This is a genomic window from Crocosphaera sp. UHCC 0190 (assembly GCF_034932065.1).
GTDB lineage: Bacteria > Cyanobacteriota > Cyanobacteriia > Cyanobacteriales > Microcystaceae > UHCC-0190.
Window position 1 is genome coordinate 1 of the sequence record NZ_JAYGHP010000014.1, and the last position, 22683, is coordinate 22683.

At 41.4% G+C, this 22683-nt stretch carries 21 protein-coding genes; 7 read left to right on the forward strand and 14 right to left on the reverse strand.

Going from position 1 to position 22683, the window contains the following annotated elements:
- Nucleotides 1–42: 42 nt before the first annotated feature.
- From VB715_RS17255 to VB715_RS17270, 4 genes are all read right to left on the reverse strand, one after another.
- On the reverse strand, nt 43–528 hold the full coding sequence (locus VB715_RS17255) for an AIM24 family protein (protein WP_323302459.1): 486 nt from the start codon (nt 526–528) through the stop codon (nt 43–45).
- A gap of 7 nt (nt 529–535) precedes the next feature.
- On the reverse strand, nt 536–1195 hold the full coding sequence (locus VB715_RS17260) for a TIGR00266 family protein (RefSeq protein WP_323302460.1): 660 nt from the start codon (nt 1193–1195) through the stop codon (nt 536–538).
- A gap of 111 nt (nt 1196–1306) precedes the next feature.
- A complete protein-coding gene (gene ftsZ, locus VB715_RS17265) occupies nt 1307–2566 on the reverse strand; it encodes a cell division protein FtsZ (RefSeq protein WP_323302461.1) in 1260 nt (419 codons plus the stop codon).
- A 264-nt stretch (nt 2567–2830) separates the two neighbouring features.
- A complete protein-coding gene (locus tag VB715_RS17270; RefSeq protein WP_323302462.1) occupies nt 2831–3634 on the reverse strand; it encodes a cell division protein FtsQ/DivIB in 804 nt (267 codons plus the stop codon).
- Nucleotides 3635–3832: 198 nt separating this feature from the next.
- On the opposite strand from VB715_RS17270, the gene ctpC reads away from it, so the two are divergent.
- Nucleotides 3833–5125 (forward strand): carboxyl-terminal processing protease CtpC, encoded by a 1293-nt coding sequence (gene ctpC / locus VB715_RS17275; protein ID WP_323302463.1) that lies wholly within the window; start codon nt 3833–3835, stop codon nt 5123–5125.
- Nucleotides 5126–5238: 113 nt separating this feature from the next.
- On the opposite strand, the gene VB715_RS17280 is transcribed toward ctpC, so the two are convergent.
- The 5 genes from VB715_RS17280 to VB715_RS17300 all read right to left on the reverse strand — a co-directional run bounded on the left by VB715_RS17280 (nt 5239) and on the right by VB715_RS17300 (nt 10144).
- Nucleotides 5239–6138 carry a J domain-containing protein gene (locus VB715_RS17280; RefSeq protein ID WP_323302464.1) on the reverse strand — a complete coding sequence of 300 codons (900 nt, stop codon included), beginning with the start codon at nt 6136–6138 and terminating at the stop codon, nt 5239–5241.
- Between the two features lie 294 nt (nt 6139–6432).
- On the reverse strand, nt 6433–7263 hold the full coding sequence (locus VB715_RS17285) for an inositol monophosphatase family protein (protein WP_323302465.1): 831 nt from the start codon (nt 7261–7263) through the stop codon (nt 6433–6435).
- Between the two features lie 82 nt (nt 7264–7345).
- Complete coding sequence (locus VB715_RS17290) at nt 7346–7714, reverse strand: 2Fe-2S iron-sulfur cluster-binding protein (RefSeq protein ID WP_323302466.1); 369 nt, start codon at nt 7712–7714, stop codon at nt 7346–7348.
- Between the two features lie 162 nt (nt 7715–7876).
- A complete protein-coding gene (gene ispE, locus VB715_RS17295) occupies nt 7877–8824 on the reverse strand; it encodes a 4-(cytidine 5'-diphospho)-2-C-methyl-D-erythritol kinase (protein ID WP_323302467.1) in 948 nt (315 codons plus the stop codon).
- A gap of 48 nt (nt 8825–8872) precedes the next feature.
- Nucleotides 8873–10144: an ankyrin repeat domain-containing protein gene (locus VB715_RS17300; protein WP_323302468.1), complete on the reverse strand. Its 1272-nt coding sequence runs from the start codon at nt 10142–10144 to the stop codon at nt 8873–8875.
- 234 nt (nt 10145–10378) lie between these two features.
- Between VB715_RS17300 and glgA the strand changes: the two genes are divergently transcribed.
- Nucleotides 10379–11851, forward strand: a complete 1473-nt coding sequence (gene glgA / locus VB715_RS17305; protein ID WP_323302469.1) for a glycogen synthase GlgA — start codon at nt 10379–10381, stop codon at nt 11849–11851.
- A gap of 137 nt (nt 11852–11988) precedes the next feature.
- Nucleotides 11989–12660, forward strand: a complete 672-nt coding sequence (locus VB715_RS17310; protein ID WP_323302470.1) for a potassium channel family protein — start codon at nt 11989–11991, stop codon at nt 12658–12660.
- Between the two features lie 48 nt (nt 12661–12708).
- Here VB715_RS17310 and clcA read toward each other — a convergent pair whose 3' ends face one another.
- The 4 genes from clcA to pgl all read right to left on the reverse strand — a co-directional run bounded on the left by clcA (nt 12709) and on the right by pgl (nt 16987).
- Nucleotides 12709–14115: a H(+)/Cl(-) exchange transporter ClcA gene (clcA, locus tag VB715_RS17315; protein ID WP_323302471.1), complete on the reverse strand. Its 1407-nt coding sequence runs from the start codon at nt 14113–14115 to the stop codon at nt 12709–12711.
- 52 nt (nt 14116–14167) lie between these two features.
- The gene (locus VB715_RS17320; protein WP_323302472.1) at nt 14168–15430 is read right to left on the reverse strand and encodes a site-2 protease family protein; all 1263 of its coding nucleotides are present in this window, start codon (nt 15428–15430) and stop codon (nt 14168–14170) included.
- Nucleotides 15431–15479: 49 nt separating this feature from the next.
- Complete coding sequence (locus VB715_RS17325) at nt 15480–16193, reverse strand: FHA domain-containing protein (RefSeq protein WP_323302473.1); 714 nt, start codon at nt 16191–16193, stop codon at nt 15480–15482.
- A 77-nt stretch (nt 16194–16270) separates the two neighbouring features.
- Complete coding sequence (pgl, locus tag VB715_RS17330) at nt 16271–16987, reverse strand: 6-phosphogluconolactonase (protein ID WP_323302474.1); 717 nt, start codon at nt 16985–16987, stop codon at nt 16271–16273.
- 287 nt (nt 16988–17274) lie between these two features.
- On the opposite strand from pgl, the gene VB715_RS17335 reads away from it, so the two are divergent.
- The 3 genes from VB715_RS17335 to nusB all read left to right on the forward strand — a co-directional run bounded on the left by VB715_RS17335 (nt 17275) and on the right by nusB (nt 19676).
- Nucleotides 17275–18093 (forward strand): HpsJ family protein, encoded by an 819-nt coding sequence (locus VB715_RS17335; protein ID WP_323302475.1) that lies wholly within the window; start codon nt 17275–17277, stop codon nt 18091–18093.
- Nucleotides 18094–18274: 181 nt separating this feature from the next.
- The gene (locus VB715_RS17340; protein ID WP_323302476.1) at nt 18275–19033 is read left to right on the forward strand and encodes a DUF502 domain-containing protein; all 759 of its coding nucleotides are present in this window, start codon (nt 18275–18277) and stop codon (nt 19031–19033) included.
- Nucleotides 19034–19043: 10 nt separating this feature from the next.
- A complete protein-coding gene (nusB, locus tag VB715_RS17345; RefSeq protein WP_323302477.1) occupies nt 19044–19676 on the forward strand; it encodes a transcription antitermination factor NusB in 633 nt (210 codons plus the stop codon).
- A gap of 44 nt (nt 19677–19720) precedes the next feature.
- Here nusB and VB715_RS17350 read toward each other — a convergent pair whose 3' ends face one another.
- Nucleotides 19721–20296, reverse strand: a complete 576-nt coding sequence (locus VB715_RS17350) for an REP-associated tyrosine transposase (protein WP_323302478.1) — start codon at nt 20294–20296, stop codon at nt 19721–19723.
- A 484-nt stretch (nt 20297–20780) separates the two neighbouring features.
- Here VB715_RS17350 and bchB point away from each other — a divergent pair, with 484 nt between their 5' ends.
- The gene (bchB, locus tag VB715_RS17355; RefSeq protein ID WP_323302479.1) at nt 20781–22307 is read left to right on the forward strand and encodes a ferredoxin:protochlorophyllide reductase (ATP-dependent) subunit B; all 1527 of its coding nucleotides are present in this window, start codon (nt 20781–20783) and stop codon (nt 22305–22307) included.
- Nucleotides 22308–22683 lie beyond the last annotated feature (376 nt).

Here is a 22683-nt window from a genome sequence, read left to right on the forward strand (position 1 = left end):
AATTCCCTTAATGCTAATAGGGAGCTTCAGCAAAAAGTTCTCTTATTTTAATAGAGAATATAACTGAAAAATAAGTATCTTTTTCGAGATTTCTTTGATGCTACATTTTGAAGTGCGAAATGTGGGACTTAACAAAGTTAAAGTCTCATTTTTGCTCGGAAGCGTTACTTCTGGTAAACCTAAAAAAAGATCCATTGTTCCACTGGAAGCCAGATAATTAGAAACCAAGGCGATTAATTTGTAACTGGTGACTTGATGAACCAGAATATTCCCCATCATCGAAGGTGCTAACCAAACTTCATTTTGCTCCCCCATAGCTCGAAATTCCGTAATAAATAAAGACTCTGTGGCGATCGCATCTTGATTCCGTCGGTTACTTTTGCGACAACTCCGGCGTAAAGTCGTATTTAAGGAAACATTGCCCTTCATGGCGACGAGAGTTCCCCCTTGAGCCATCAATACCTCATCATTGTCGAGCATAACACGGGCCAGAGAATTTTCCCGTTCGTGTAAAATTTCAACTTTCATAAAACTTTTAAGCCAGGGAACGAAGATAGTCAATTAATCCTTGAAGATTGCGGGATTGACAATAAATGGGGTTCCCTTGAGTACGTTGATTCTTAGTTTTAGCGGCCCTAACTACAATATTAACGCTTTCTTCTTCCTGGTGATATTTTAGCCGTAGTTTGGGACTATGGGCTAATAAATTTCCTTGAGTGACGACAAAATCCCCATAAACCATTTTTTTGATAATACCGCCATAGCCCCCAATAAAGACCCGTCCTTTGCCTTTTAATTTCACTTTCCACAACCCATCTCCGGCCAACCAACTACCCAAACCGGCCCAATGGTTTTGAACCGTCACTCCTGATGTGTGAGCGAGATAAACCCCTGGTTGTAAACAAATAGACCCCTGAGACAAGTCGAGGCGAGCGATATCCCCCATAGTTGAATGGCCCAAAACCACTGTTAAAGACTTATTTGTGGTATTACTCAACTGATCCACCGATAATAATTCGCCCCCAAAACATTTCCGAAGAAGAGCAAGTAGGCGACCCCCACAAACTTGAGTTTTCAGACTAACGCCTGTGTCGAGGCTAACCATTGACCCTGCCCTGACTATGATACTTTCTCCTGGGTTTAAAGTGACAAATAGGGCAGCAAAAGCGGGACGACAACGAACTTTGTATAACACTGGTCAGAGGAAACAACAAAAGGCAATCTGGCCATCATCAATCTTAAGCCGATACAGCAGTTAACAGTCTTAAAATAACGGATAACCCTGGGGGAATTCCTGCTATTTTCCTTAACTACGGGGAAAACGCCGTCTTTGTAAAAAGTCAGGAATATCCAGACCCGCTGGTTTTGGGGTTGTGGGTTCCTCTTTGGGAGATGTGAGGGGAGGAGCAACAGGCCGGGAGGGAGTGGCAGTTATTTGAGGAGTCGATATATTCTCCGATTCTGCACTAAACCCCGTAGCAATCACTGTCACAATAACTTCCCCTTGAACTCGTTCATCAATCACCGCCCCAAAAATAATATTGGCATCGGGATCAACGACTTCAAAGATGGTTTCTGCGGCGGTATTGACCTCATGTAAGGTGAGATCTCTACCCCCTGTGATATTAAAGACAACCCCCTTCGCTCCCTTAATGGAATGCTCTAAGAGGGGGGAAGAAATGGCTAAAGAAGCGGCATCATTGGCCCGAGATTTTCCAGACCCTACCCCAATTCCCATCAGGGCAGAACCGGCATCAGCCATGACTGCTCGTACATCAGCAAAGTCCACATTGACCAGGCCAGGAATGGTAATAATATCGGAAATCCCTTGTACCCCTTGACGCAGCACATTGTCCGCCGCCAGAAATGCTTCTTGTAGGGGGGTTTCTGGGGAAATTACCTGTAGTAATTGGTTATTGGGAATGACAATTAGGGTGTCAACATTGCTTTGTAGTTGAGAGATCCCTTCTCCTGCTTGAGTGGTACGTCGTCGTCCTTCAAAGGTAAAGGGCCGAGTCACCACCCCAACGGTCAAACAACCTTTTTCCTTAGCAACTTCCGCCACAATGGGGGCTGCACCAGTTCCGGTTCCCCCTCCCATTCCTGCGGTAATAAACACCAAATCAGTGTCTTCTAGGGCTTCGGCAATTTCATCACGGGACTCTAGAGCCGCTTCTTTGCCGATGTTAGGGTTGCCCCCTGCACCTAGTCCACGGGTCAGTTTCTTGCCAATTTGTAAACGGTGAGGCGCAGCTGATTGAGTCAGAGCTTGGGCATCCGTATTCATCGTCCAAAACTCAATGCCTGTCAAGGCACTTTCAATCATGCGATCAACTGCATTACATCCGCCGCCACCAACACCAATGACTTTGATTTTAGCAACGTTATTCGGCACGATTTGGTTTCTCCTGCTTTCTTCCTTAGGCAGTTCTAGGGACTCATTGGTTGGCACAAAGGGTGAGGTACTACTCGGTCGGTGATAACTGTCCACGGCACTCGAAGACTCAGCAGATTCTGTATGATTTAGACTGGAATGATTAAGAGCTAACTTATCATTAAGGATCATTGTAATTGGCGGGGGTTAATTATTTTGTTTCAAGAGTTTAGGATAATCTGAATCTACCTAATCCACAGTATCATTAATTAATACCTAGATTAGCCATTTATTTATTTATCTATAGGGCATTACCATTTCCAAGCTTACTATCAATGTTGAATGATTTCACCTCATACTGCAAAATTCTTCCTTAAGTTAGGGAGTTGACTCAATCTGCGCCAAAATAACACAAATGTTGCTAAGTTAACATTTATTAACATGATTAAGTCCAGGTTAGGAACTGGGGGGCTTTTTGGGGGGATCTTTGAGGTGAACGGAAGGGGAATCAGGATTAGATAAATCAATATAGATAATACGTTCTTTGGGAACCTGGGAGGGTAGTTTCCGCAATTTCGCTAAGACGGAAAGTTGTTGGGAGAATTTATGATCATAAGTACCACAATGAACTGTTCCCAGGTCAGTTTTCAAAATAAGATTGCTCGGATCGCGCCAATCAACAATCATAATTTTGACAGGAGAACTGATCATCATAGGATACATTTGTTCCCAGTAAGTCTGGGACTGCCGATTAAGTCCCAAGATAGTTAACTGAGTCGCAGTAGCTATTTTAGCCCCTTGTGGGTAGAATTTTTGAGGAATCCAGACCCCTTCAGCATCGAGAAACCCTCCCTCTTTACCAAAAGAAGCCTTAGCCACAGGCTGTCTTTCCTTCACAGTCAAAGTAATTTGAGCCGGAAACAACTGACGGGTAATATGGATATCCTCAATAGGAGGTTGGGATTCGAGTTGTTCGGTCAATTGATGAATCGGTAGTTGCCAAATCGATTGCGGATAATTCATCTGAAGCATTTGTTGAATTTGCTCCAGATTTAGTAACTGATTTCCCGTAATCTTAACTTGAGATGACCCTCGAATCACCCAATCGGGCAAACCTAAGCTCCACACTAACCCCCCTGTCATGCCACAAAGGGCAGCAAAACGCCAAACTCCTTGCCAAGCTTTCAAGCGTCGCTGATGACTTAGGGTTTGACGCTGAGTTTTTAGGGCATCAGCCAAAACAACTGTACTATCTGTCATGGGATTACAATAACCATTACTCAGAAAATGTTATAACTAAAGGAGGCTACTCTACTTAAAATTAATTCACATATTATGAGGTTAATCAGCCAGGTAACTTGAGTCTAAGATACACTGATGTAAATATTCCCCGCAAGTTCCTGTGCTAGAGTCAGCATTCGGATGTTATAAAAGTTTCACTAACACACACTAGAGCTTATGGTCAATCACAAAAGAGGGCTTATTCTTGCTGCTACTGCTACCGTTCTTACTGCGGTGGCTGTTACCGGAGCGGGCCTTCGCCTTTCCCGCAGCCAAGCATTTTTTCAAGATAATCCCAAAGAATTAGTCGATGAAGTTTGGCAAATCATTGATCGCACTTACGTTGATGGAACCTTTAATCAACTTGATTGGCGTGCCGTTCGCACTAAATATCTAGGAAAATCCTACGCGAATAAGGAAGAAGCTTACAAAGCCATTCGAGAGATGCTAAAATCCCTCGGCGATCCCTACACGCGCTTCATGGACCCCGAAGAATTCAAAAATATGCAAATTGATACCTCTGGGGAATTAACAGGGGTCGGCATTCAACTTACCAAGGATGAAGAAACTAAGGAACTGGTAGTCGTTTCCCCCATTGAGGACACCCCTGCTTTTGAGGCGGGCATTCTTTCCAAAGATGTCATTACTAAAATTAATGGCAAAACAACTCAAGGCATGGAAGTAGAAGATGCCGTTAAATTGATTCGCGGTAAACCAGGAACGGATGTCACCTTAACCATTCGTCGTGCTGGTAAGGAAACTAATTACTCTATCGTCAGAGCGCGGATTGAACTCCACCCCGTGCGGGCCCGTGTCGAAGAAACTCCCTCTGGTAAAATTGGCTATATCCGTTTGACTCAGTTTAGCGCGCAAGCTGGGGAAGAAATGCGCGATGCTATTCAAGAAGCTGAAGCGGCTAAGGTTAACGGTTATATCCTAGATTTACGCTCTAATCCAGGCGGTTTGCTCTACGCGAGTGTGGAAATTGCTCGGATGTGGCTTGATGAAGGCAAAATTGTCTCTACCGTCAGTCGCACGGGAGAGACAGAGGTACAACGGGCTAATAAACGGGCCTTAACGAATAAACCGTTAGTTATTTTAGTGGATGGCGGTTCTGCGAGTGCCAGTGAAATTCTTTCGGGTGCCTTACAGGATAATGATCGGGCCGTCTTAGTGGGCAGTAAGACCTTTGGTAAAGGATTAGTACAGTCCGTCCGAGGGTTGGGAGATGGTTCAGGACTCGCTGTGACCATTGCTAAATATTTAACCCCTAGTGGTCGAGATATCAACAAACATGGGATTGATCCTGATGTGGTTCTAGAATTGACTGATGAGGAACGGAAAGCACTTCAGCAAGAACGGGACAAAATCGGGGCGTTTGGCGATCCCCAGTTTGATAAGGCGTTTGAGGTGCTAAAACAAGAAATTGCTACCTCTAAAGGATCAAATGCTCGTGCGACTAATCCCTAATCTTTGACCCTCATGCAAAAACCATAAGATCTTAAATATTAAGAGTAAGAGAGGAAACCAACCTAATTGGTCGGGTTTTCTCTCTTTTTTTTCTCCATCATCTTGATGGTTTTTTAGCGATTTTTACCAAATAAAGAACCAAATAGCCCAGTTTTTTGGGGTTTATCGGCAGACTTGGCTTTATTTTCTTCAGGAGAGACTTTATCTAATGCTTCTTTAGCTTCAATGACAATGGGATCTTGAGGGTTGACTTTACGGGCTTTATTGATATGAACCTTGGCCATTGTTAGCTGATTTTCTTTGATATAGGCTAATCCTAATAAGCCATGACAGCTACTATTATTCGGTTCTTTTTTCAGGATTTCTCGCAATTCGATGACGGCTTGAGAGGTGTTATTGCGCTTGATGTAATCTTGGGCCCGTTTTAAGGAAGTAGCAATGGCTGAAACTTGCTCTTTTTTTTCAGTCTTGGACTTGGCGGAGGGGGGGGTCTGGGATGGGGGTTTTGGTCTAGCTTTGGCTTTAATTTGTTCCCCTTGTTTGATCATTAAATAAATTAAATTCAATTCACTAATTTGGGCAATTTTATTAAAAACTTGTTCCAAATCATTGTATTGTGAAGCAATGATCGGTAACAATAATTTATGATAAGTTAGTTCGGCGTTGTGGCTGGTCTGCATCAGTTTTTGGGCTTCATCTGTCGCCAGGGTAATACTACTTAATTCCTTCGCTAAATTATGTCCCATTTGCGCTAAAACCAGTGAATATTCGTTGCGAGAACGATCTTTTGAAAGTTGTTCATAAGCAGGATTAACTAATTTTGATAAGATTTTATTGGCACGGTTTTTTTCTCTTTCTGTTTTGCCCCTAAAAGTATCGGGATGGAGAATATAAGCAATTTTTAAATATCGCTGACGAATCTGCCGACTATCAGCACCTAGGGGAACTCCCAAAACTGCATAATGATCGATTACATCATATTTAAAGAGTCCTTGTTGTACTGGAAAAGACATAGAATTTACAGCCTACCCCTAATCGCCAATGCCCTATTTTCAGTGGCTCTTCTCTGAAACTAGCACAAATAAACGTTTTACTTACTCCTTTTTTGAGAATATTTCCCCTCTGTTAATTAGGCAATATTCCTTAATTGACTGCTCAAACTTTTTCTTGACTCTCTATGGAGAGTATTTAAGCTTGGCTCGTCAATTTTACTTTTAATCGTTGTCTTCTTGGATCATATCATTTTCCTTCGATTTTCGCTAGTTTATATAACTTGAACTTTTACTTAGATGAAGGTTTTCGCTTGTTTAGGAATAGAATTTTTTTAACCAAGGTAATGCCTCATCTAATGCTTGACTCAAACCATGGTGAATCTCTCCATTCGTGGCTAAAAGTCTCCCTGACTCAATGATTAAAGGACTTTCGTCATAAGCGGTGACTTTGCCCCCTGCTTCTTCTAAAATGACAATACCAGCGGCAATGTCCCAAGGACTTAACCCCCTTTCCCAATAACCGTCTAAGCGTCCACAAGCGACATCAGTTAAATCAACGGATGCGGAGCCACTGCGCCGCACCCCTTGGGTAAGATGGGTAAGATAGCAAAATTCGGGATAATTTGTGTCTGGAGTTTCGCGGCGATCGTAAGCAAACCCTGTTACTAATAAACTTTTATTTAATTCCTTAGTTTTTGATACTTGAATAGGGCGATAATTGAGGGTGGCTCCTAATCCTTTTGCACCACGAAATAACTCTTGACGAAAGGGATTATAAACAGCACCAACTAGGGGAATACCCTTAAATAATAAGCCAATGGACACCGAAGAAGCTGGATAACCATGAGCATAATTTGTGGTACCATCAAGGGGATCAATGGCCCAAAGATAATCGCTCCCTTCGGTTCCTAATTTACCGGATTCTTCTGCCAAAATTTGATGAGAGGGAACCCGACTTTTTAAAATTTTTAAAACAGAGGATTCTGCTTTTTTATCGGCTTCCGTCACCAAGTCTCCTGGACGACCTTTTTCTTCAATTTTTTCCAATTGTCCAACGAGATCTTGTAAAATTATCCCCGCAGTCATGACAGATTCTGTGGCAATATCGAGAAATAGTTCTCGTTCCTTTTGACTTGGTAATTCCATGATGATTTAATCGATTCTCTGCTTCTATTATTGCTTAGTTTAGTAATGAAACCCTAACAAAAATTCCTAAAATCCTGAATCTCTAATCATCATCTAAGGGTAATCCTAATCTAACCTTGCCTTTACCAAAATATCGCCCAAATTGCAGTTCATAGACTTCATCTTCATCTTGGGTTTCCACTTCTAAATCTGATTGTGCATAGCTAACACATAATAGAGCATAGCCCTTTTCTTGTAATTCGGGAGAGAGTCCTACTGCTTCCGGTTGATCGACTTCTCCTGATAAAATACGCACAGCACAGGCGGTACAAGCACCATTACGACAGGAAAAGGGAAGTTCGTAACCTTGATCTTCTGCACTATGAAGAATGTAGCGATCATCAGGAACTTTTAGGGTGTATTCTTGAGCGATTTGACGGTGATGAATGCGAATTTGGTGATAACGAGTCATGAGTTAAGGCTTGGTTAATCAATTCCTATTATAAACCTTCTGTCCTAGGGAAGAAAGAATTACATCATCAAGATTTTATAATTTTAGTTCTCACAGTGAGTACATTAAACTCACAACACCTGTAGGGTGGGCAATGCCCACCCTACGTTTATTTATACGCATCTAAACAGAAGCAACTTGAATACCTGTACTTGATAGTTTAGTTACCCAAAATTCTAAGTCTGGATCTTTAATTTCTTGTCTAGCTTTTTGTTGAATTGTTTCTGCTTCTGCTTGAGAATTACACAATGTAAACACCGTTGGGCCCGATCCTGACATCATAGTTCCTAGTCCACCAGCTTGTTGTAAAATATTTCTTAATTGAGCAACTTGGGAATATTCAGGTAAGACAACGTTTTCTAAATCATTATGTAATAGCTTGCCAATTTTTTTTCTGTCTTTTTGACTAATTGCTTTTACTAAAGGGCCAGAATTAATTTGGGAGGTTCGAGATTCAATATTTTTTAAATCCTTAAGATAAGTCTCACCAAATTGTTTTTTGTAGGTTTGATAGGCCCAAGGGGTAGAAACAGAAAGATTTTGATATTTTGCTAACACAACCCATAAACTATCCAAGTCTGGAATGGGATCTAATTTTTCTCCTCTACCTGTGGCGATCGCTGTTCCTCCTGCCACACAAAACGGCACATCTGATCCCAATTTTTCCCCTAAACGTTGCAATTGGGGTAAGGTTAATCCTAATTCCCATAATAAATCTAACCCGACTAAAACTGCAGCCCCATCAGTTGAACCCCCTGCCAACCCCGCAGCAACAGGAATTTGTTTATCAATGGTAATATCAACCCCGCCATAATTGCCAAAAGCTTCAGGAAATTCTTGACTCATTAATTGAGCCGCACGATAGGCCAAATTTGTCTGATCTAAAGGGACAAGGGGATGATTACAATGTAACTGAATTCCTTGAATGCCATTGCAGCGAATTTCCAGACGATCAGCCAATTCAATCGTTTGTAAAATCATCACTAATTCATGATAACCATCGGGGCGATCTCCGATTATTTCGAGATATAAATTGATTTTAGCAGGAGCAATTAAAGTATAAGTTCGCATGGTTAGGTGTTAGGTGTTAGGGGTTAAGGAAAATTTTTTTAAAATGATTTATTTAGCACCTGCCTTTTTTAATAATTCCACAACTTCAGGATAATGATTATATTGAGCTAACATCAAAGCAGTATAGCCTCCCTGATTTCTTTCCTCTAAATTAACCTTTCCATTATCTAATAACACTTTAACCACATCAACATAACCGCGATGACTACCCCACATCAAGGCGGTGGCCCCTGTTGTATCCTTTAGCTGCACATCTGCCCCAGCTTTGAGTAGAAGACGTATTAAGGTAATATTGCCCTTGTCTGCTGCCTTCATTAACCCCGTTTGTCCATTGGGAAAGTGCGTATTAGGATCAGCCCCTGCGCTTAATAAAGCTTGAATCACTTCTAAATTGCCTTGGGCGATCGCCAAAGTCAAGGGAGTTTCACCATAATTCTGACGGTTGGGATTTGCCCCTCGTTGGAGTAATTCTTTGACAATCATCGGGTATCCTTGTACCACCGCCAAAATTAAAGCTGTGTCGCCAAATTGATTGGCCTGATGTACATTTGCGCCCCCTTCTAATAAGGCCTTGACTGCCTCTAAATGCCCCTCTACGGTAGCATAATGCAAGGGGGTTTCTCCGTCCTCATCTTTTCGATTTACCTCGGCTCCTGCGGCTAATAAAGCTTGGATAATGGCAGTTTTTCCTTCCGATGCTGCTAAGGATAACAGGGTTTCGCCTTCAGCATTGGGTTGATTAATATCTATTTGGGGATTTAAGAGAGCTTGAAACGTCTTTAAGCTACCAGCGCGAATAGCAACAATTAGGGCCTCTCGCTCATCATCAAGGGTTGCTCCCGTTTGGCGTAATATCTCAATAACTTGGGGATAATCCCCTTTAATAGCCAGCTTGAGGGCATCATCTCCATCTTTGTCTTGATGATTTATATTCGCCCCCGCAGCGATTAGAATTTTGACGATCTCTAAATAGCCTTTATAAGCGGCAATCATCAAAGCAGGGCTACCATCTTCATTAGTTTGATTAACGTTGGCCCCTGCCGCCATCAAATCTTTGATAATTTCAACTCGGTTAGCGGCCGCGGCTAACATTAAAGCACTGACCCCGGAAGGGATGCGTTTTTGGTTAACGTTGGCCCCTGCCTCCAAAAGACAACGCACGATATCCTGATGTCCTCGCTGTGCCGCATACATTAATGCACTGGTATTTTGTAAATCCGTTGCATTCACCTGCGCCCCTTTCATAAGCAATGTTTGCACTGTTGGACAGTCCCCTTGACGCGCCGCATTAACCAATTGAAAATCAACCGGTGAAACCATAGATCCCTTTCCCAAAAACTCATTATTATTATGGTTCAGATTAGGGTAACATGGGTCAACATCAAGTCAAAGTCAGAGCAAAAATAATTGTTACAACCCTTCCCAAGTCTACTCTCCAGACGGCACAACTTTCAAGACTATCAAAACCATGTCAGATTGACAGATTCCCTCTAGAATATTAAGAATTAATACAATAGCCCAAAAAAACCAAGAGGGATTAGATAAGAAACCACTATGTATATTGTCCAAATAGCCTCAGAATGCGCCCCCGTGATTAAAGCGGGTGGTTTAGGTGACGTGGTTTACGGGTTAAGTCGTGAACTTGAAAGCCGCGGTCATTGTGTTGAACTGATTCTCCCCATGTATGATTGTATGCGCTATGACCATATCTGGGGACTTCATGAAGCTTATCGGGATTTATTCGTACCTTGGTACGGTGGAACAATTCACTGTTCTGTCTTCTATGGGAAAGTACACGGGGTACAATGTTTCTTTATTCAACCCCACTCTGGTGATAACTTCTTTAATCGCGGTCATTATTATGGGGCGTTAGATGATCATTTTCGCTTTGCCTTTTTCAGTAAAGCAGCCTTAGAATTCTTACTTAAGAGTAATAAACGGCCTGATATTATCCACTGTCATGATTGGCAAACGGGACTCGTTCCGGTGATGTTATACGAGATGTATAAATTTCATGGCATGGATAGACAGCGAGTTTGTTATACCATTCATAACTTTAAACATCAAGGAATTTGCGGAATTGATATTTTATGGGCCACGGGGTTAAATAATGACCTTTATTACCTCAATTATGATCGCCTACAAGACAACTTTAATGGTAGTGCCATCAACTTGATGAAAGGGGGAATTGTTTACGCTAATTATGTTAATACTGTTTCTCCTCACCATGGTTGGGAAGCCCGTTTTGGTAACGAAGGCTATGGCTTAGGCCATACTTTAGAAATCCATCAACAAAAATTTGGCGGGATTCTTAATGGACTTGATTATACTATCTGGAGTTCCGAAGTTGATACCTATATTCCCACTCAATATGGGGTTGAAGATTTTGAATTAAAAGCACAGAATAAAAAAGCTTTACGGGAACGCTTATTACTTCGGGATGAAGACAAACCTCTAATTGCTTATATTGGTCGTTTAGACGATCAAAAAGGGGTTCATTTAGTGCATCATGCCATGTATTATGCTATGGCCCGTAACGCCCAATTTGTCTTATTAGGTTCAGCCACTGCCCCAGATATTAATAAGTGGTTCTGGCACGAAAAACACCACTTAAATAATAATCCTGATGTTCATTTAGAGCTTAGTTTTAATGAAGAATTATCCCACCTCATTTATGCCGGGGCAGATATGATCGTTGTTCCTAGTAATTATGAACCTTGTGGGTTAACCCAAATGATCGCCTTAAAATATGGCACTGTTCCCATTGTTCGTGGGGTTGGAGGATTAATTAATACTGTGTTTGATCGGGATTATGATGAGTTTCATCTCCCAGAAGAACGCAACGGTTATGTCTTCTTCCAAACTGATTCTAGTGCCTTAGAATCAGCCATGCACCGCGCCTTAGAATTGTGGTATACCGACCGTGAGGGCTTTTATCGATTAGCTCAACAAGGGATGAGATATGATTATTCTTGGAATAATCCAGGGGAAAAATATCTCAATATTTACGATTTTATTAAGGCTTAATCGTGTTTACCCTTGAGCTTTTTTAACAGTTGTATATAGAGACGTTATATAGATAGAACGTCTCTATTTTTATTGAATAATATTTAAAAAAAATAACTTAATTTTACTGATAAATAACTACTTGATGAGGGTATTTTATGCTAGACAGATTGACTGACTCTTATTTGATTTTGATGTTGACTGTGGTTAGTATTATTATTGCTATTATTAGTGAAAACACGGTACAGTTTTTATGTGTAAATATTCTCTTTCTCTTCACGATGTCTTTAATTAGCTTTAGGGGCGTTTATAAACATAATCATGTTTATTCTCACCGAAGTCTTAAGGTTTTATTATTGTTGATTTTAACAGCTTTTTTAGCTGATTTATTTTTGTATTTTAATTGGATTCCTACTTTTAAAACTTTCTTTTTAGTTTATGCTGGATTAATTAGAGTTGGAATTTTTGCATACGGTTGGCTAACTACTGTGAAGATACTCGCCCACCGGTCAAAAGTAACGAATCAAACCATTATTTTAGCCATCACTGCTTATCTTTTTATCGGAATTATCTGGTCATTTATCTATTTTATGATTTGGCAAATTGATCCCCAGGCTTTTCATATTAATGAGCAAAGGGAATATGAACTAAAACCTTGGAATTTGGCAATGTATTTCAGCTTAATCACCTTAACAACTGTTGGTTACGGAGATATTTTTCCCGTTGGAAAATGGGTCATGGTTTTGGCTAATTTTGAAGCCATGGCAGGGGCAATTTATTTGACGGTAATTGTTGCCAGATTAGTGTCTTTATATAGTACCCCCGACTAAATATTGATTTAATCGGGGAAAAAGCAGCCATCAGATATTAGGAAATATTCAAGAATCAATTTGGGTGCTTATCTTATTGCGGCTCAAGTTTCGCTTCAAAAGCACACTGTAAATCGGTTCTCCACCCAGGGCATGGGCTGTAATGGTAGAAGTTAAACAGGTTACTAAAAGGGGAAGAATTAGCAAATAGTTGTCTGTCATCTCAATGGTGAGTACAATGGCCGTCAAAGGGGCGCGTACAGTGGCAGCCACCAAAGCACCCATTCCGGCTACAGCAAAGGCATCTGGTTCGGGAAGCAGAAAAGGGAACTGAAACCAATCATGGACTTGCTGAGTACCACCCATACTAAAAGTCGTCGCTAAGGCAAGCATGGGGGCAAAAATGCCGCCAGGGGCCCCGCAACCGTAGCTGAACATCGTTAATGCGAAACGCAGCAAAAACAGCGACAGGAGGACATAGCTTGGTGCTTCATTCCTAAAAGCCCAAAAAATTGTCTCGTCACCCCCTCCAGTAATGGGAGGATAGAGCCAACTTAGAAAACCGATAGCAGCACCAACATATAAGCCAGTTAGAACATAGGCCATACCCTGTAGGTTAGAGAACCAGTCAAGAGTGCGAAAAAGACAGAGATTGAAAAAATAACCAATTACTCCCAAACAGATGCCTAAAATTGCAAAGCCTAAAAGTGACTCTAATGGTGGAGCCTCAAACTTAGTAATTTTGATGTCGGCACCTTGACCAAGAAAAATTCCAACGACAATGGTTGCCATAACTGAAGCAAGGGTCACAGCCCGATAGGAACTAATTCGGTCTTCAAAGTTAGGACGCATCTCCTCGCTCACAAATAAGATGCCGGCCAGAGGTGCATTAAAAGCACTGGCTAGTCCTGCTCCTGCCCCTGCGGCTACTAAAGTTTTGACTTGTTCTCCCGAAGACCGAAAGTAACTCCCCACCATCTTACCGATACTCCCGCCCATTTGTATCGTCGGGCCCTCTCGCCCTAATACCATACCGCTACCCAGGGCCAATAGTCCGCCCAAAAACTTAACTGGGAGAACTATCTGCCATCGTATCGGAAGGAGTCCATTGAGAAACCCCTCGATTTGGGGAATACCACTGCCCCCAGTTTCAGGGGCAACCTGACGCATTAACAGAAACGCGAAATAGACCATTACCGCCGAAAGAACTGTTGGCACTAACCAATTCAGGACAGTATAATTTTTGACCAACTCAATTAACTGTTCTCTTCCGAGTATGACTTGATGGACTGCTACTTGGAATAAAGTGCCGACTCCTCCGGTTAAAATACCCACTAATGATGCCCACAAAAGGAGTCTAGTCTTAAGCTTTTGTTTGGCTTCCAATAAAGCTTTGGGCATGAGCTTCGATAGTGATTTTCCCTCTGGCTGAGGAGCCGAAGAATCATTAGATTCTCCCGTGGGATGGTTATTCATGGGCAATTTTTAATTAAAGAAAGAAATGGAGCCAAACAGCCAAACATATTACCTAATCGCTTTCTTGTTCAAGAGTTTTAGCGATCGCAACTAATGGTAAATAATTGGGATAAGTTCCCTCAGTTTTTACTCGTTTGATTTCACTCTCAGGAATAGGTAACTTATTATAATCCGCGATCGCCCTCACCACATCTCCCCGGTCAATAATCCCGGCCACGGCCCCGGCGGGAGACAAGACGGTAAGATAACGTTCAGAAACCGCTTCTAATTGCTCAATCACCTTAAAAAGAGGGGTTTTTTCTTCAACGGAAGGAATGTCCTGCAAAGAATAGGCAATATCCCACAAAGTTATTTTGTCCCAAGCACTCCGTTCAATAGTTTGTAAATCTCGAATCTGAATCAGCCCCCGATAGCGTCCTTCTGAAGCGGCAAAATAGACCATCGGGTCATAACTTTCCCTGAGAATATATTCCTGGGCAAATTGCGCTAAACTTAGACGAGCATTGACCACGCGAAACTCACGGGTCATCACCTGACTGGCCTGAATATTTAAAAGACTTTGTTGTAATTCCGTAATCCGATCATAATTGTCTGCATTCCGTCGGATAAACCATCCCACTAAAACCAACCATAACCCGCTTAAACTCCCTGTCAAGAGGATAAAAAAGAGTCCTAAACAGATCCCAAACCATCCCACCAATTTACCACTAGCCGCCGCCCAACGAACTCCCGTCAAGCGATCGCCTTTCAATTTCCACACTATCGCTTTTAACACCTGTCCCCCATCTAAGGGTAGGCCCGGAATTAAATTAAAAATACCCAGAACTAAATTAATTCGTGCCAAATCCACCATCATATAGATTAATAATTGGGGAATTTTGCTGAAATTACCGGACATTCCTGAGAATAAATGAAGGGAAGACAAGCCATAAATCAGACTAAAAAAGAGAGCAGATAGACTAAAACTCACCAAAGGGCCAGCGATCGCCACCCAAAAGGCACCGGCCGGGGTTTTTGATTCTCGTTCGATCGCCGCGACTCCTCCAAATAAAAAGAGGGTGATAGAATTTACCGTAATTCCTTGAGAGCGGGCCATCAAACTATGGCCCAACTCATGGAGTAAGACCGAGACAAACAGTAATAAAGCCATGATCAGGCCCGCTATCCACCCTAACCATAGCCAATCTCCCGCCAATCCCTGACCATTAATATCCTCAGCATTAACTAACGTCACCAACCCTAGGATTAAAAACCAAGAAGGATCAAGATAGAGAGGAATGCCTAATAAAGAGCCGATTTGCCATTTTCCGTCCATGATTTCTGGGTTGTTTCTGGGTGATTGAAGGTGAGCAGCTAAGTTTGACTTATGACAATTGAAAAATAAACGTTACCAAGTCACCTTTCCCTAGGGAAATGCGATCGCCTGGCCGTAGTCGATGACGATTACCTGGGGGTAACGCCCTGTGATTAATATAGGTTCCATTAGAACTGCCCACATCTTCAATATAAAAGATATCGCCTTCAACCCGAATATCCGCATGAATCCGAGACACCACATCAGAATCAGGAAATCCTGAAACATCAAGATCAGGAGGGATGTGTTCATTGGGTTTGCCAAGATGAATGACCTCTAATCCTTGGGGTAATTCATATTTGGTTTGGGTTTGGAGATGGAGCAGACTAGCAGCGAATACTTGAAGTTGGGTTGACCCACTGAGACTTTTTACCGGAGGGGGTGATTCCTCGATGACGGGAGCAGCGATGGGTGGGGGAGGGGGCATAATCTGCGCTGCGGCAGGTGGAGGAGGTGGGAATGAGGATGAAATATCCGGGGGAAAGGGTGGGGGAGTAATCGGAGGTGTTTCTAAACTTGGTGGCGGTGGGGGAAGAGTCTCTTGGGTTTCTTCTAGCATTTCAAAGGGGGATTGAATGCCACATTGACCACAAAATGTCGCATTGCTTAATAAAGGTGTGCCACAGTTTCGACAATTGGCCATTTGGGGCAAAGGCGTATAACAAGCCTCACATTGCATGGCCCCATCTGGGTTATGATGCTCGCAATTGGGACAAATAATCATCAGTTCACTTCAACTTAGTCGTCTTATCAGGAGTGAGGGAGTGAGGAGAAAAATTACCCCATCACCCCATTACCCCATTACTTCAGTTCCGCCCCCGCCGCTTCATCGAGCAACCACCAAAGTTCTCCTTGGGGTTGAACCGATCTAGCAGGATACATGGTTTCATCGGCTTCAGGGGCAAAAATTTGGGCTAAGGCGGGACGTTTATTTTCTCCTGCTACTAAAAAGATGACACAACGGGCCTGATTGAGCAAAGGAAGGGTAAAAGTTAAGCGAGGTTGACCGTCTTTATTGCCTACTGTAATTAAGCGATCGCTCACCTTGAGGGCCTCTGTCTGAGGAAATAAAGAGGCAGTATGGCCATCATCTCCCATTCCTAGCAAAATAACATCAAAAACGGGAACCTCTCCAGGAGCGACATGAAAAAACTGTTGCAATTGAGTTTCATGAGTTTGAGCATCAAGGGCGGGATCACCGCTTCCTGTGGGCATGGGGTGAATATTTTCCGAGGGAAATGGCACCCGATCTAACCAAGCTTGACGGGCCATCCCTTCATTACTATCAGGATGGTTGGCTGGGACATAACGTTCGTCTCCCCAAAAAATATGAATCTTTTCCCAAGGCAAAGATTGCTGAGAAAGAGCTTCATATAAAGGTTTTGGGGTACTTCCTCCCGCTAAAACCAGGGTACATAATCCCCGTTCTTCTAGGGCTATTTTGATTTTTTCCATCACACAAGACAGAGCTTGAGTGAGCAGCGCAGTTTTATCCGGTAATACTTGAATTTGTTTCATTTGCCTTGAATCTTATAGAGGGCAGTTTTCCCACAGCCTGATTGACATTCATTTATTATTATATTGACCGGACTTTTACCCCTTGCGGATTCGTCCTAAATCTTTTAAGCTCATATCTCAGGTTAGGATTTTGCTTTGGCTAACTCCCCTTGATTTAAGTAAAATCCTCGGAAAAAACTGATAAGGTAGTTAATTAAACCCTACTGTTGAATTCTAAAGTAAGTAATGTCCCTAAACTTTCTTAGTTCTCTCCTAAGTAACTGATACCCAAAACCTGATAAAAAACCATGAATTATCAAGCATTTACCTCTCTCGCGCTCAAACTCATTGGAGTGATTTTTATCCTTTCTTCTCTATTGGATTACATCACCCTGGCAGTTCCCTTAAACTGGGAAAATCCTCAGTGGCAAATTGGCCTCGTCACCAGTATTGTTGATCGGGGGGTTGTTCCTTTAGTGGGTATGGGATTTATTTTAGTCGGCTATTGGATTGATAGTTTAGTTGATACTTCTCCCCTCAAAAAATCTGGGTTTGATCTGCGATTACCTGTTTTTATCCTTTCGGCTGTTTTGGGACTTGTCTTTTTGTTGATGGTTCCTCTACACCTCAATAACCTTAATTTAGCCAAAACTAACGCCTTAGAGCAAATTCAACAAGGGGCTGGTCAAGGGGCCCAACAAATCCAGGCCTTCTTAACTCAGGTCGATTCCCTGTCGAAAAATCCTCAACGACTCACTGGACAACTCCAAACACTCAATCAAGCGATTGAAACAGGTCAAGTTCAAGGACAACAACTCAATGCTCAACAATTAGAGGCCGCTCGTCAACAGAGGGATCAATTACAAGGTTTACGGGAACTAGCGAAAAATCCCGCCGAATACAAGAAAAGAACCGATGAGTTGAAAAAACAATTAGAAACCCAATTAGTCACTCGTCGCAAACAAGCTGAAGATCAAGCGAAAACTCAAGCTCTTAAGCAAAGTTTACGGATTGGTCTAAGTAGTTTAATGCTGGCAATTGTTTATTTTGTGATTGGTGTGTTTGGCTTACGCATCTCCATGAGCGGCCCCAAAATGGCCCCTCGTCAGAAAGCTCCCAAACGCTAAGCAATTTCTTGCTCAAGTGGGTCGGAGGGGGAGGGAGAAAGCCTTAACTTTTCCCTCCTCTCTAAGAAGGGGACTTCTGCCAAAATTTCTGTTAAAATAATAATCTATGATGCTATGCCAAAACACCCTAAACCTTAGTGTTTTGGATTGTCAGTTTTATTGTATGGAGAGTTGGTACTCTGTGCTACAACGCTTCAAACAGGATTTAAAAAACGATCTCATTGCGGGTTTATTAGTTGTCATTCCCTTGGCGACAACAATCTGGTTAACGATTACAATCGCTACCTGGGTGATCAATCTTCTAACCCAAATTCCCAAGCAACTCAACCCTTTTGATGGACTCGATCCGATTTTGAGTTCCTGTCTCAATTTAACCGTGGGATTTGCAGTTCCGTTGCTGTGTATTTTAATTATTGGTTTGATGGCCCGTAATATTGCGGGTCGATGGCTCTTAGATTTAGGAGAGCGGATTTTACAATCCATTCCCCTCGCCGGGGCCGTGTATAAAACCTTACAACAAATTTTAGAAACCCTTTTCAAAGATTCTAAAACCAAATTTCGTCGCGTCGTCATGGTTGAATATCCCAGACGCGGGGTTTGGAGTATTGGTTTTGTCACAGGAACCCTTAGCCCTTCTCTACAAGCTCATCTTGACGAACCGATGTTGAGTGTTTTTATCCCGACGACTCCTAATCCGACATCGGGATGGTACGCGATTATTGCTAACAATGATGTGATTAACGTGCCTATTTCTATTGAAGATGCTTTCAAAGTGCTAATTTCTGGTGGTATTGTCAGTCCCAATAACCCTGCAACGATTCCACTGTCTTTATCCCAACCGAATAAGACTCCCCAAGTTGTTCTGGATAATTCCCTAATCCCAGAAGAAAATCACCCTATCGCCCTAGAAGAAGAGTCTTCAACCCTTAACCCTGATTGATCATTAAATTATGCCCCCTCGTCAGCAACCGCGCCGCATTGCCCGTGAACTTGCTTTATTAAGTCTCAGTCAAATTAAGGGAAATGCTGAAAAAATGGAGCAAGTTGCTCTCAATAACCTTGTTTTAGCTGCGATTCGTACCCTCACCAGTGAAGTTCAAGACAGCCTAGAAACGGCCTCAGCAGAGGTAACGAGAGGCCATGATCAGCTTTTTAAATACGAAACCCGCGCCACCACTCTCGAAAGTGCTAAGGCGATGATCCAAGATGCTTTAACTTTAACTCAAGGGGCGATTAATCGTCTGGCCACTGCGGTAGAATTTCCCGAAATGATTCAATTATCAAGTCAATATGAAGTGCGAGAATATGCCTTAGAAATTATTGGGGCAGTCCATCGACGACGCAAAGAAATTGATGAACAAATTGAGGCGGTTTTACAAGATTGGCAGTTGCGTCGTTTAGCGAAAATTGACCAAGATATTTTACGTCTTGCTGTGGCTGAAATGTTATTTCTTGAAGTTCCGCAAAAAGTAGCGATTAATGAAGCAGTAGAATTAGCCAAACGTTATTCGGATGATGATGGTTATCGTTTTATTAATGGGGTTTTAAGACGGTTTACAGAGCAGATGAGAAAGGTTAATTAGACTTGATTTCTCCAATTAATCGTAGGCCGATGCACTGCCCACCATTATTCCCCCACATAATTTTTAATCTTATCAAAATAATAAATCTTATCGAATTTTCCCTGACAAACACATCCCCAATTAGATGAATATCCGTCTTTTTGAACCCAAGTATGAAAACTTGAATATAACCATGAATGGGGACAAGAAACTAAACCATGTTTAACTGGATTATAATGAATATAATTCAAATAAGTTTCTAATTCTGATTCATCTTTTAGGCTGTGTTCCCAAAAACGTCGTTGCCAAACATCACTTTCACGATGTTTTTGTCGAGAAATAGAAACCGTATCAGGTAAAGTGTTATTGCCTCGGAATGATTTAGTAAATATTGTTTTAATTCGTCCAATGCGTTTAGAATAGTTTTGATCTTCAGGGGGTAATGTCCAAAGAAAATGAAGATGATCCGGTAAAATTACTGCACCAATAATATTAAAAGGCATTTCTTGTTTTACAGTAGCTACCGCTTCACGAAGTTTGTTAACATTATCAGAATTAGCAAAGTAAGGGTTTCTTTGATAAGTAACAATTGTAAAAAAATAGGTTCCAGCAGGAACATACAGACGACGATAATTAGACATATTTTTTTTTGTTAATTTGATATTAGTTTAGACATAGTTTTTTTTGTTAATTTGATATTAGTAAGGTGGGCAATGCCCACCCTACGATTAAGATTGTTCAGGTAAGTATAGTTTCATTCTGAAGTCGGTAAGGTAGGTAATGCTAAGCCTATAATTATTTCCATTATTCGTCGTTTAACTACGATTATTCCTTATACTAATATTCCCCTATTCTCTGTATATTTTCTAAACTCCTTCAATTGTAGGGTGGGCATTGCCCACCGATAAATCTAAACTAACAACATTAAGATTCATTAAAATTAAACAACCCAAACGTTGCTAAAATCCCCATCAAACCCAGTCAAAATAAGCAATAGAGGGCATTTTTGCTTATGTAACATTATTTAAGCAAACACTCAATAAACGCGACAACTTTGAGACAATCAAAAACAGCTTAAACTCGTGTCATCATCACGTCTTATTTCAACATATAAAGGAGAACTCTATGAAACTCGCTTATTGGATGTATGCTGGCCCTGCACACATTGGAACCCTACGCATTGCTAGTTCCTTCAAAAACGTCCATGCGATTATGCACGCACCCCTTGGCGATGATTATTTTAACGTAATGCGGTCAATGTTGGAAAGGGAAAGAAATTTCACCCCTGTTACTGCCAGTATTGTAGATCGTAACGTTTTAGCGCGGGGTTCTCAAGAGAAAGTTATCGATAATATTGTTCGTAAAGATGGGGAAGAAAACCCTGATTTAATTGTCTTAACGCCTACTTGTACCTCTAGTATTTTACAAGAAGATTTAGCCAATTTTGTAGACCGCGCACAAATGGATGCTAAAGGGGATGTCATGTTAGCGGATGTTAATCATTATCGCTACAATGAGTTACAAGCAGCCGACAGAACTTTGCATCAAATTGTTAAATTTTACCTGGAAAAAGCTCGTAAAAAAGGAGAGTTACCGGAAGGAAAAACCGCGAATCCTTCGGTTAATATTATCGGTATTTCTACCCTGGGTTTCCATAATCAACATGACTGTACAGAATTAAAACGGTTAATGAAAGATTTGGGAATTGAAGTTAATGAAGTGATTCCTGAAGGTGCATCAGTTCATAACTTAAAGAACTTACCTAAAGCTTGGTTTAATTTGACTCCTTATCGGGAATTAGGGTTAATGTCAGCCCAATATTTACAGGAAGAATTTGGGATGCCTTATGTGGATATTACCCCGATGGGAGTGGTAGAAACAGCGCGGTGTATTCGGAAGATTCAACAGGTAATTAATGCTCAAGGTGCTAATGTTGATTATGAAAATTATATCAACGAACAGACCTTATATGTGTCTCAAGCTGCTTGGTTTTCTCGGTCGATTGACTGTCAGAATTTAACGGGTAAAAAAGCGGTTGTCTTTGGGGATAATACCCATGCTGCTGCGATTACTAAAATTCTCGCACGGGAGATGGGAATTCATGTGGTTTTAGCGGGAACTTATTGTAAATATGATGCAGAATGGTTCAAGGAACAAGTTAGCGAATATTGCGATGAAGTGTTAATTAGTGATGATAATGGGGCCATTGGTGATGCGATCGCACGCATTGAACCTTCTGCTATTTTTGGCACCCAAATGGAACGTCATGTCGGGAAAAGATTAGACATTCCTTGTGGGGTTATTGCCGCACCAATTCACATTCAAAACTTCCCCATTGGTTACAAACCTTTCTGTGGTTATGAAGGCACAAATCAGATTGCAGATTTAGTGTACAATTCCTTTACTTTGGGGATGGAAGATCACCTCTTAGAAATCTTTGGGGGACATGATACTAAGGAGGTAATTACGAAAGGAATTTCGGCTGATTCTGATTTGAATTGGAACAAAGAAGCACAAGGAGAATTGAATAAGGTTCCTGGTTTTGTACGGGGTAAAGTGAAACGAAATACTGAAAAGTTTGCCCGTGAACGAGGATTCTCTGAGATTACTCTTGAGGTAATGTATGCAGCGAAAGAAGCGGTAGGTGCTTAATTAATGTAGGGTGGGCAATGCCCACCTTACTATAAACTCTCAGAAGAAGACAATGATCCAACTGAGGAATTATTAGAAATTGAAGGATTTAAAGAAGTATTTACTAAAGCACAAAAAAATGTTATAGAAGGTAAGGTGATTTCTGTTGAGCAACTCAAACGAAAATATTAAATATACAGTTTTAATTAGTGTTGATGCTCAATCTTTTTTTGAGTCTGCTTCCGGTTCATTACAAAAAAAATAGATCGAAGCAAGATTTATGAGTAACTCTTTAAAATAAAAAACTTTCAATCTTAACCAATAATTAATTTAATTTTAATTACTTTATGATAAAATTTTTGAACTAAAAATCATCAAGGTTTTGTATAACTTAAGT

Coding starts and splice junctions, on each gene's coding strand:
- VB715_RS17255 (WP_323302459.1), bottom strand. CDS start 528: ATGAAAGTTGAAATTTTACACGAACGGGAAAATTCTCTGGCCCGTGTT.
- ftsZ (WP_323302461.1), bottom strand. CDS start 2,566: ATGATCCTTAATGATAAGTTAGCTCTTAATCATTCCAGTCTAAATCAT.
- VB715_RS17270 (WP_323302462.1), bottom strand. CDS start 3,634: ATGACAGATAGTACAGTTGTTTTGGCTGATGCCCTAAAAACTCAGCGT.
- ctpC (WP_323302463.1), top strand. CDS start 3,833: ATGGTCAATCACAAAAGAGGGCTTATTCTTGCTGCTACTGCTACCGTT.
- VB715_RS17280 (WP_323302464.1), bottom strand. CDS start 6,138: ATGTCTTTTCCAGTACAACAAGGACTCTTTAAATATGATGTAATCGAT.
- VB715_RS17285 (WP_323302465.1), bottom strand. CDS start 7,263: ATGGAATTACCAAGTCAAAAGGAACGAGAACTATTTCTCGATATTGCC.
- VB715_RS17290 (WP_323302466.1), bottom strand. CDS start 7,714: ATGACTCGTTATCACCAAATTCGCATTCATCACCGTCAAATCGCTCAA.
- ispE (WP_323302467.1), bottom strand. CDS start 8,824: ATGCGAACTTATACTTTAATTGCTCCTGCTAAAATCAATTTATATCTC.
- VB715_RS17300 (WP_323302468.1), bottom strand. CDS start 10,144: ATGGTTTCACCGGTTGATTTTCAATTGGTTAATGCGGCGCGTCAAGGG.
- glgA (WP_323302469.1), top strand. CDS start 10,379: ATGTATATTGTCCAAATAGCCTCAGAATGCGCCCCCGTGATTAAAGCG.
- VB715_RS17310 (WP_323302470.1), top strand. CDS start 11,989: ATGCTAGACAGATTGACTGACTCTTATTTGATTTTGATGTTGACTGTG.
- clcA (WP_323302471.1), bottom strand. CDS start 14,115: ATGAATAACCATCCCACGGGAGAATCTAATGATTCTTCGGCTCCTCAG.
- VB715_RS17320 (WP_323302472.1), bottom strand. CDS start 15,430: ATGGACGGAAAATGGCAAATCGGCTCTTTATTAGGCATTCCTCTCTAT.
- VB715_RS17325 (WP_323302473.1), bottom strand. CDS start 16,193: ATGATTATTTGTCCCAATTGCGAGCATCATAACCCAGATGGGGCCATG.
- pgl (WP_323302474.1), bottom strand. CDS start 16,987: ATGAAACAAATTCAAGTATTACCGGATAAAACTGCGCTGCTCACTCAA.
- VB715_RS17335 (WP_323302475.1), top strand. CDS start 17,275: ATGAATTATCAAGCATTTACCTCTCTCGCGCTCAAACTCATTGGAGTG.
- nusB (WP_323302477.1), top strand. CDS start 19,044: ATGCCCCCTCGTCAGCAACCGCGCCGCATTGCCCGTGAACTTGCTTTA.
- VB715_RS17350 (WP_323302478.1), bottom strand. CDS start 20,296: ATGTCTAATTATCGTCGTCTGTATGTTCCTGCTGGAACCTATTTTTTT.
- bchB (WP_323302479.1), top strand. CDS start 20,781: ATGAAACTCGCTTATTGGATGTATGCTGGCCCTGCACACATTGGAACC.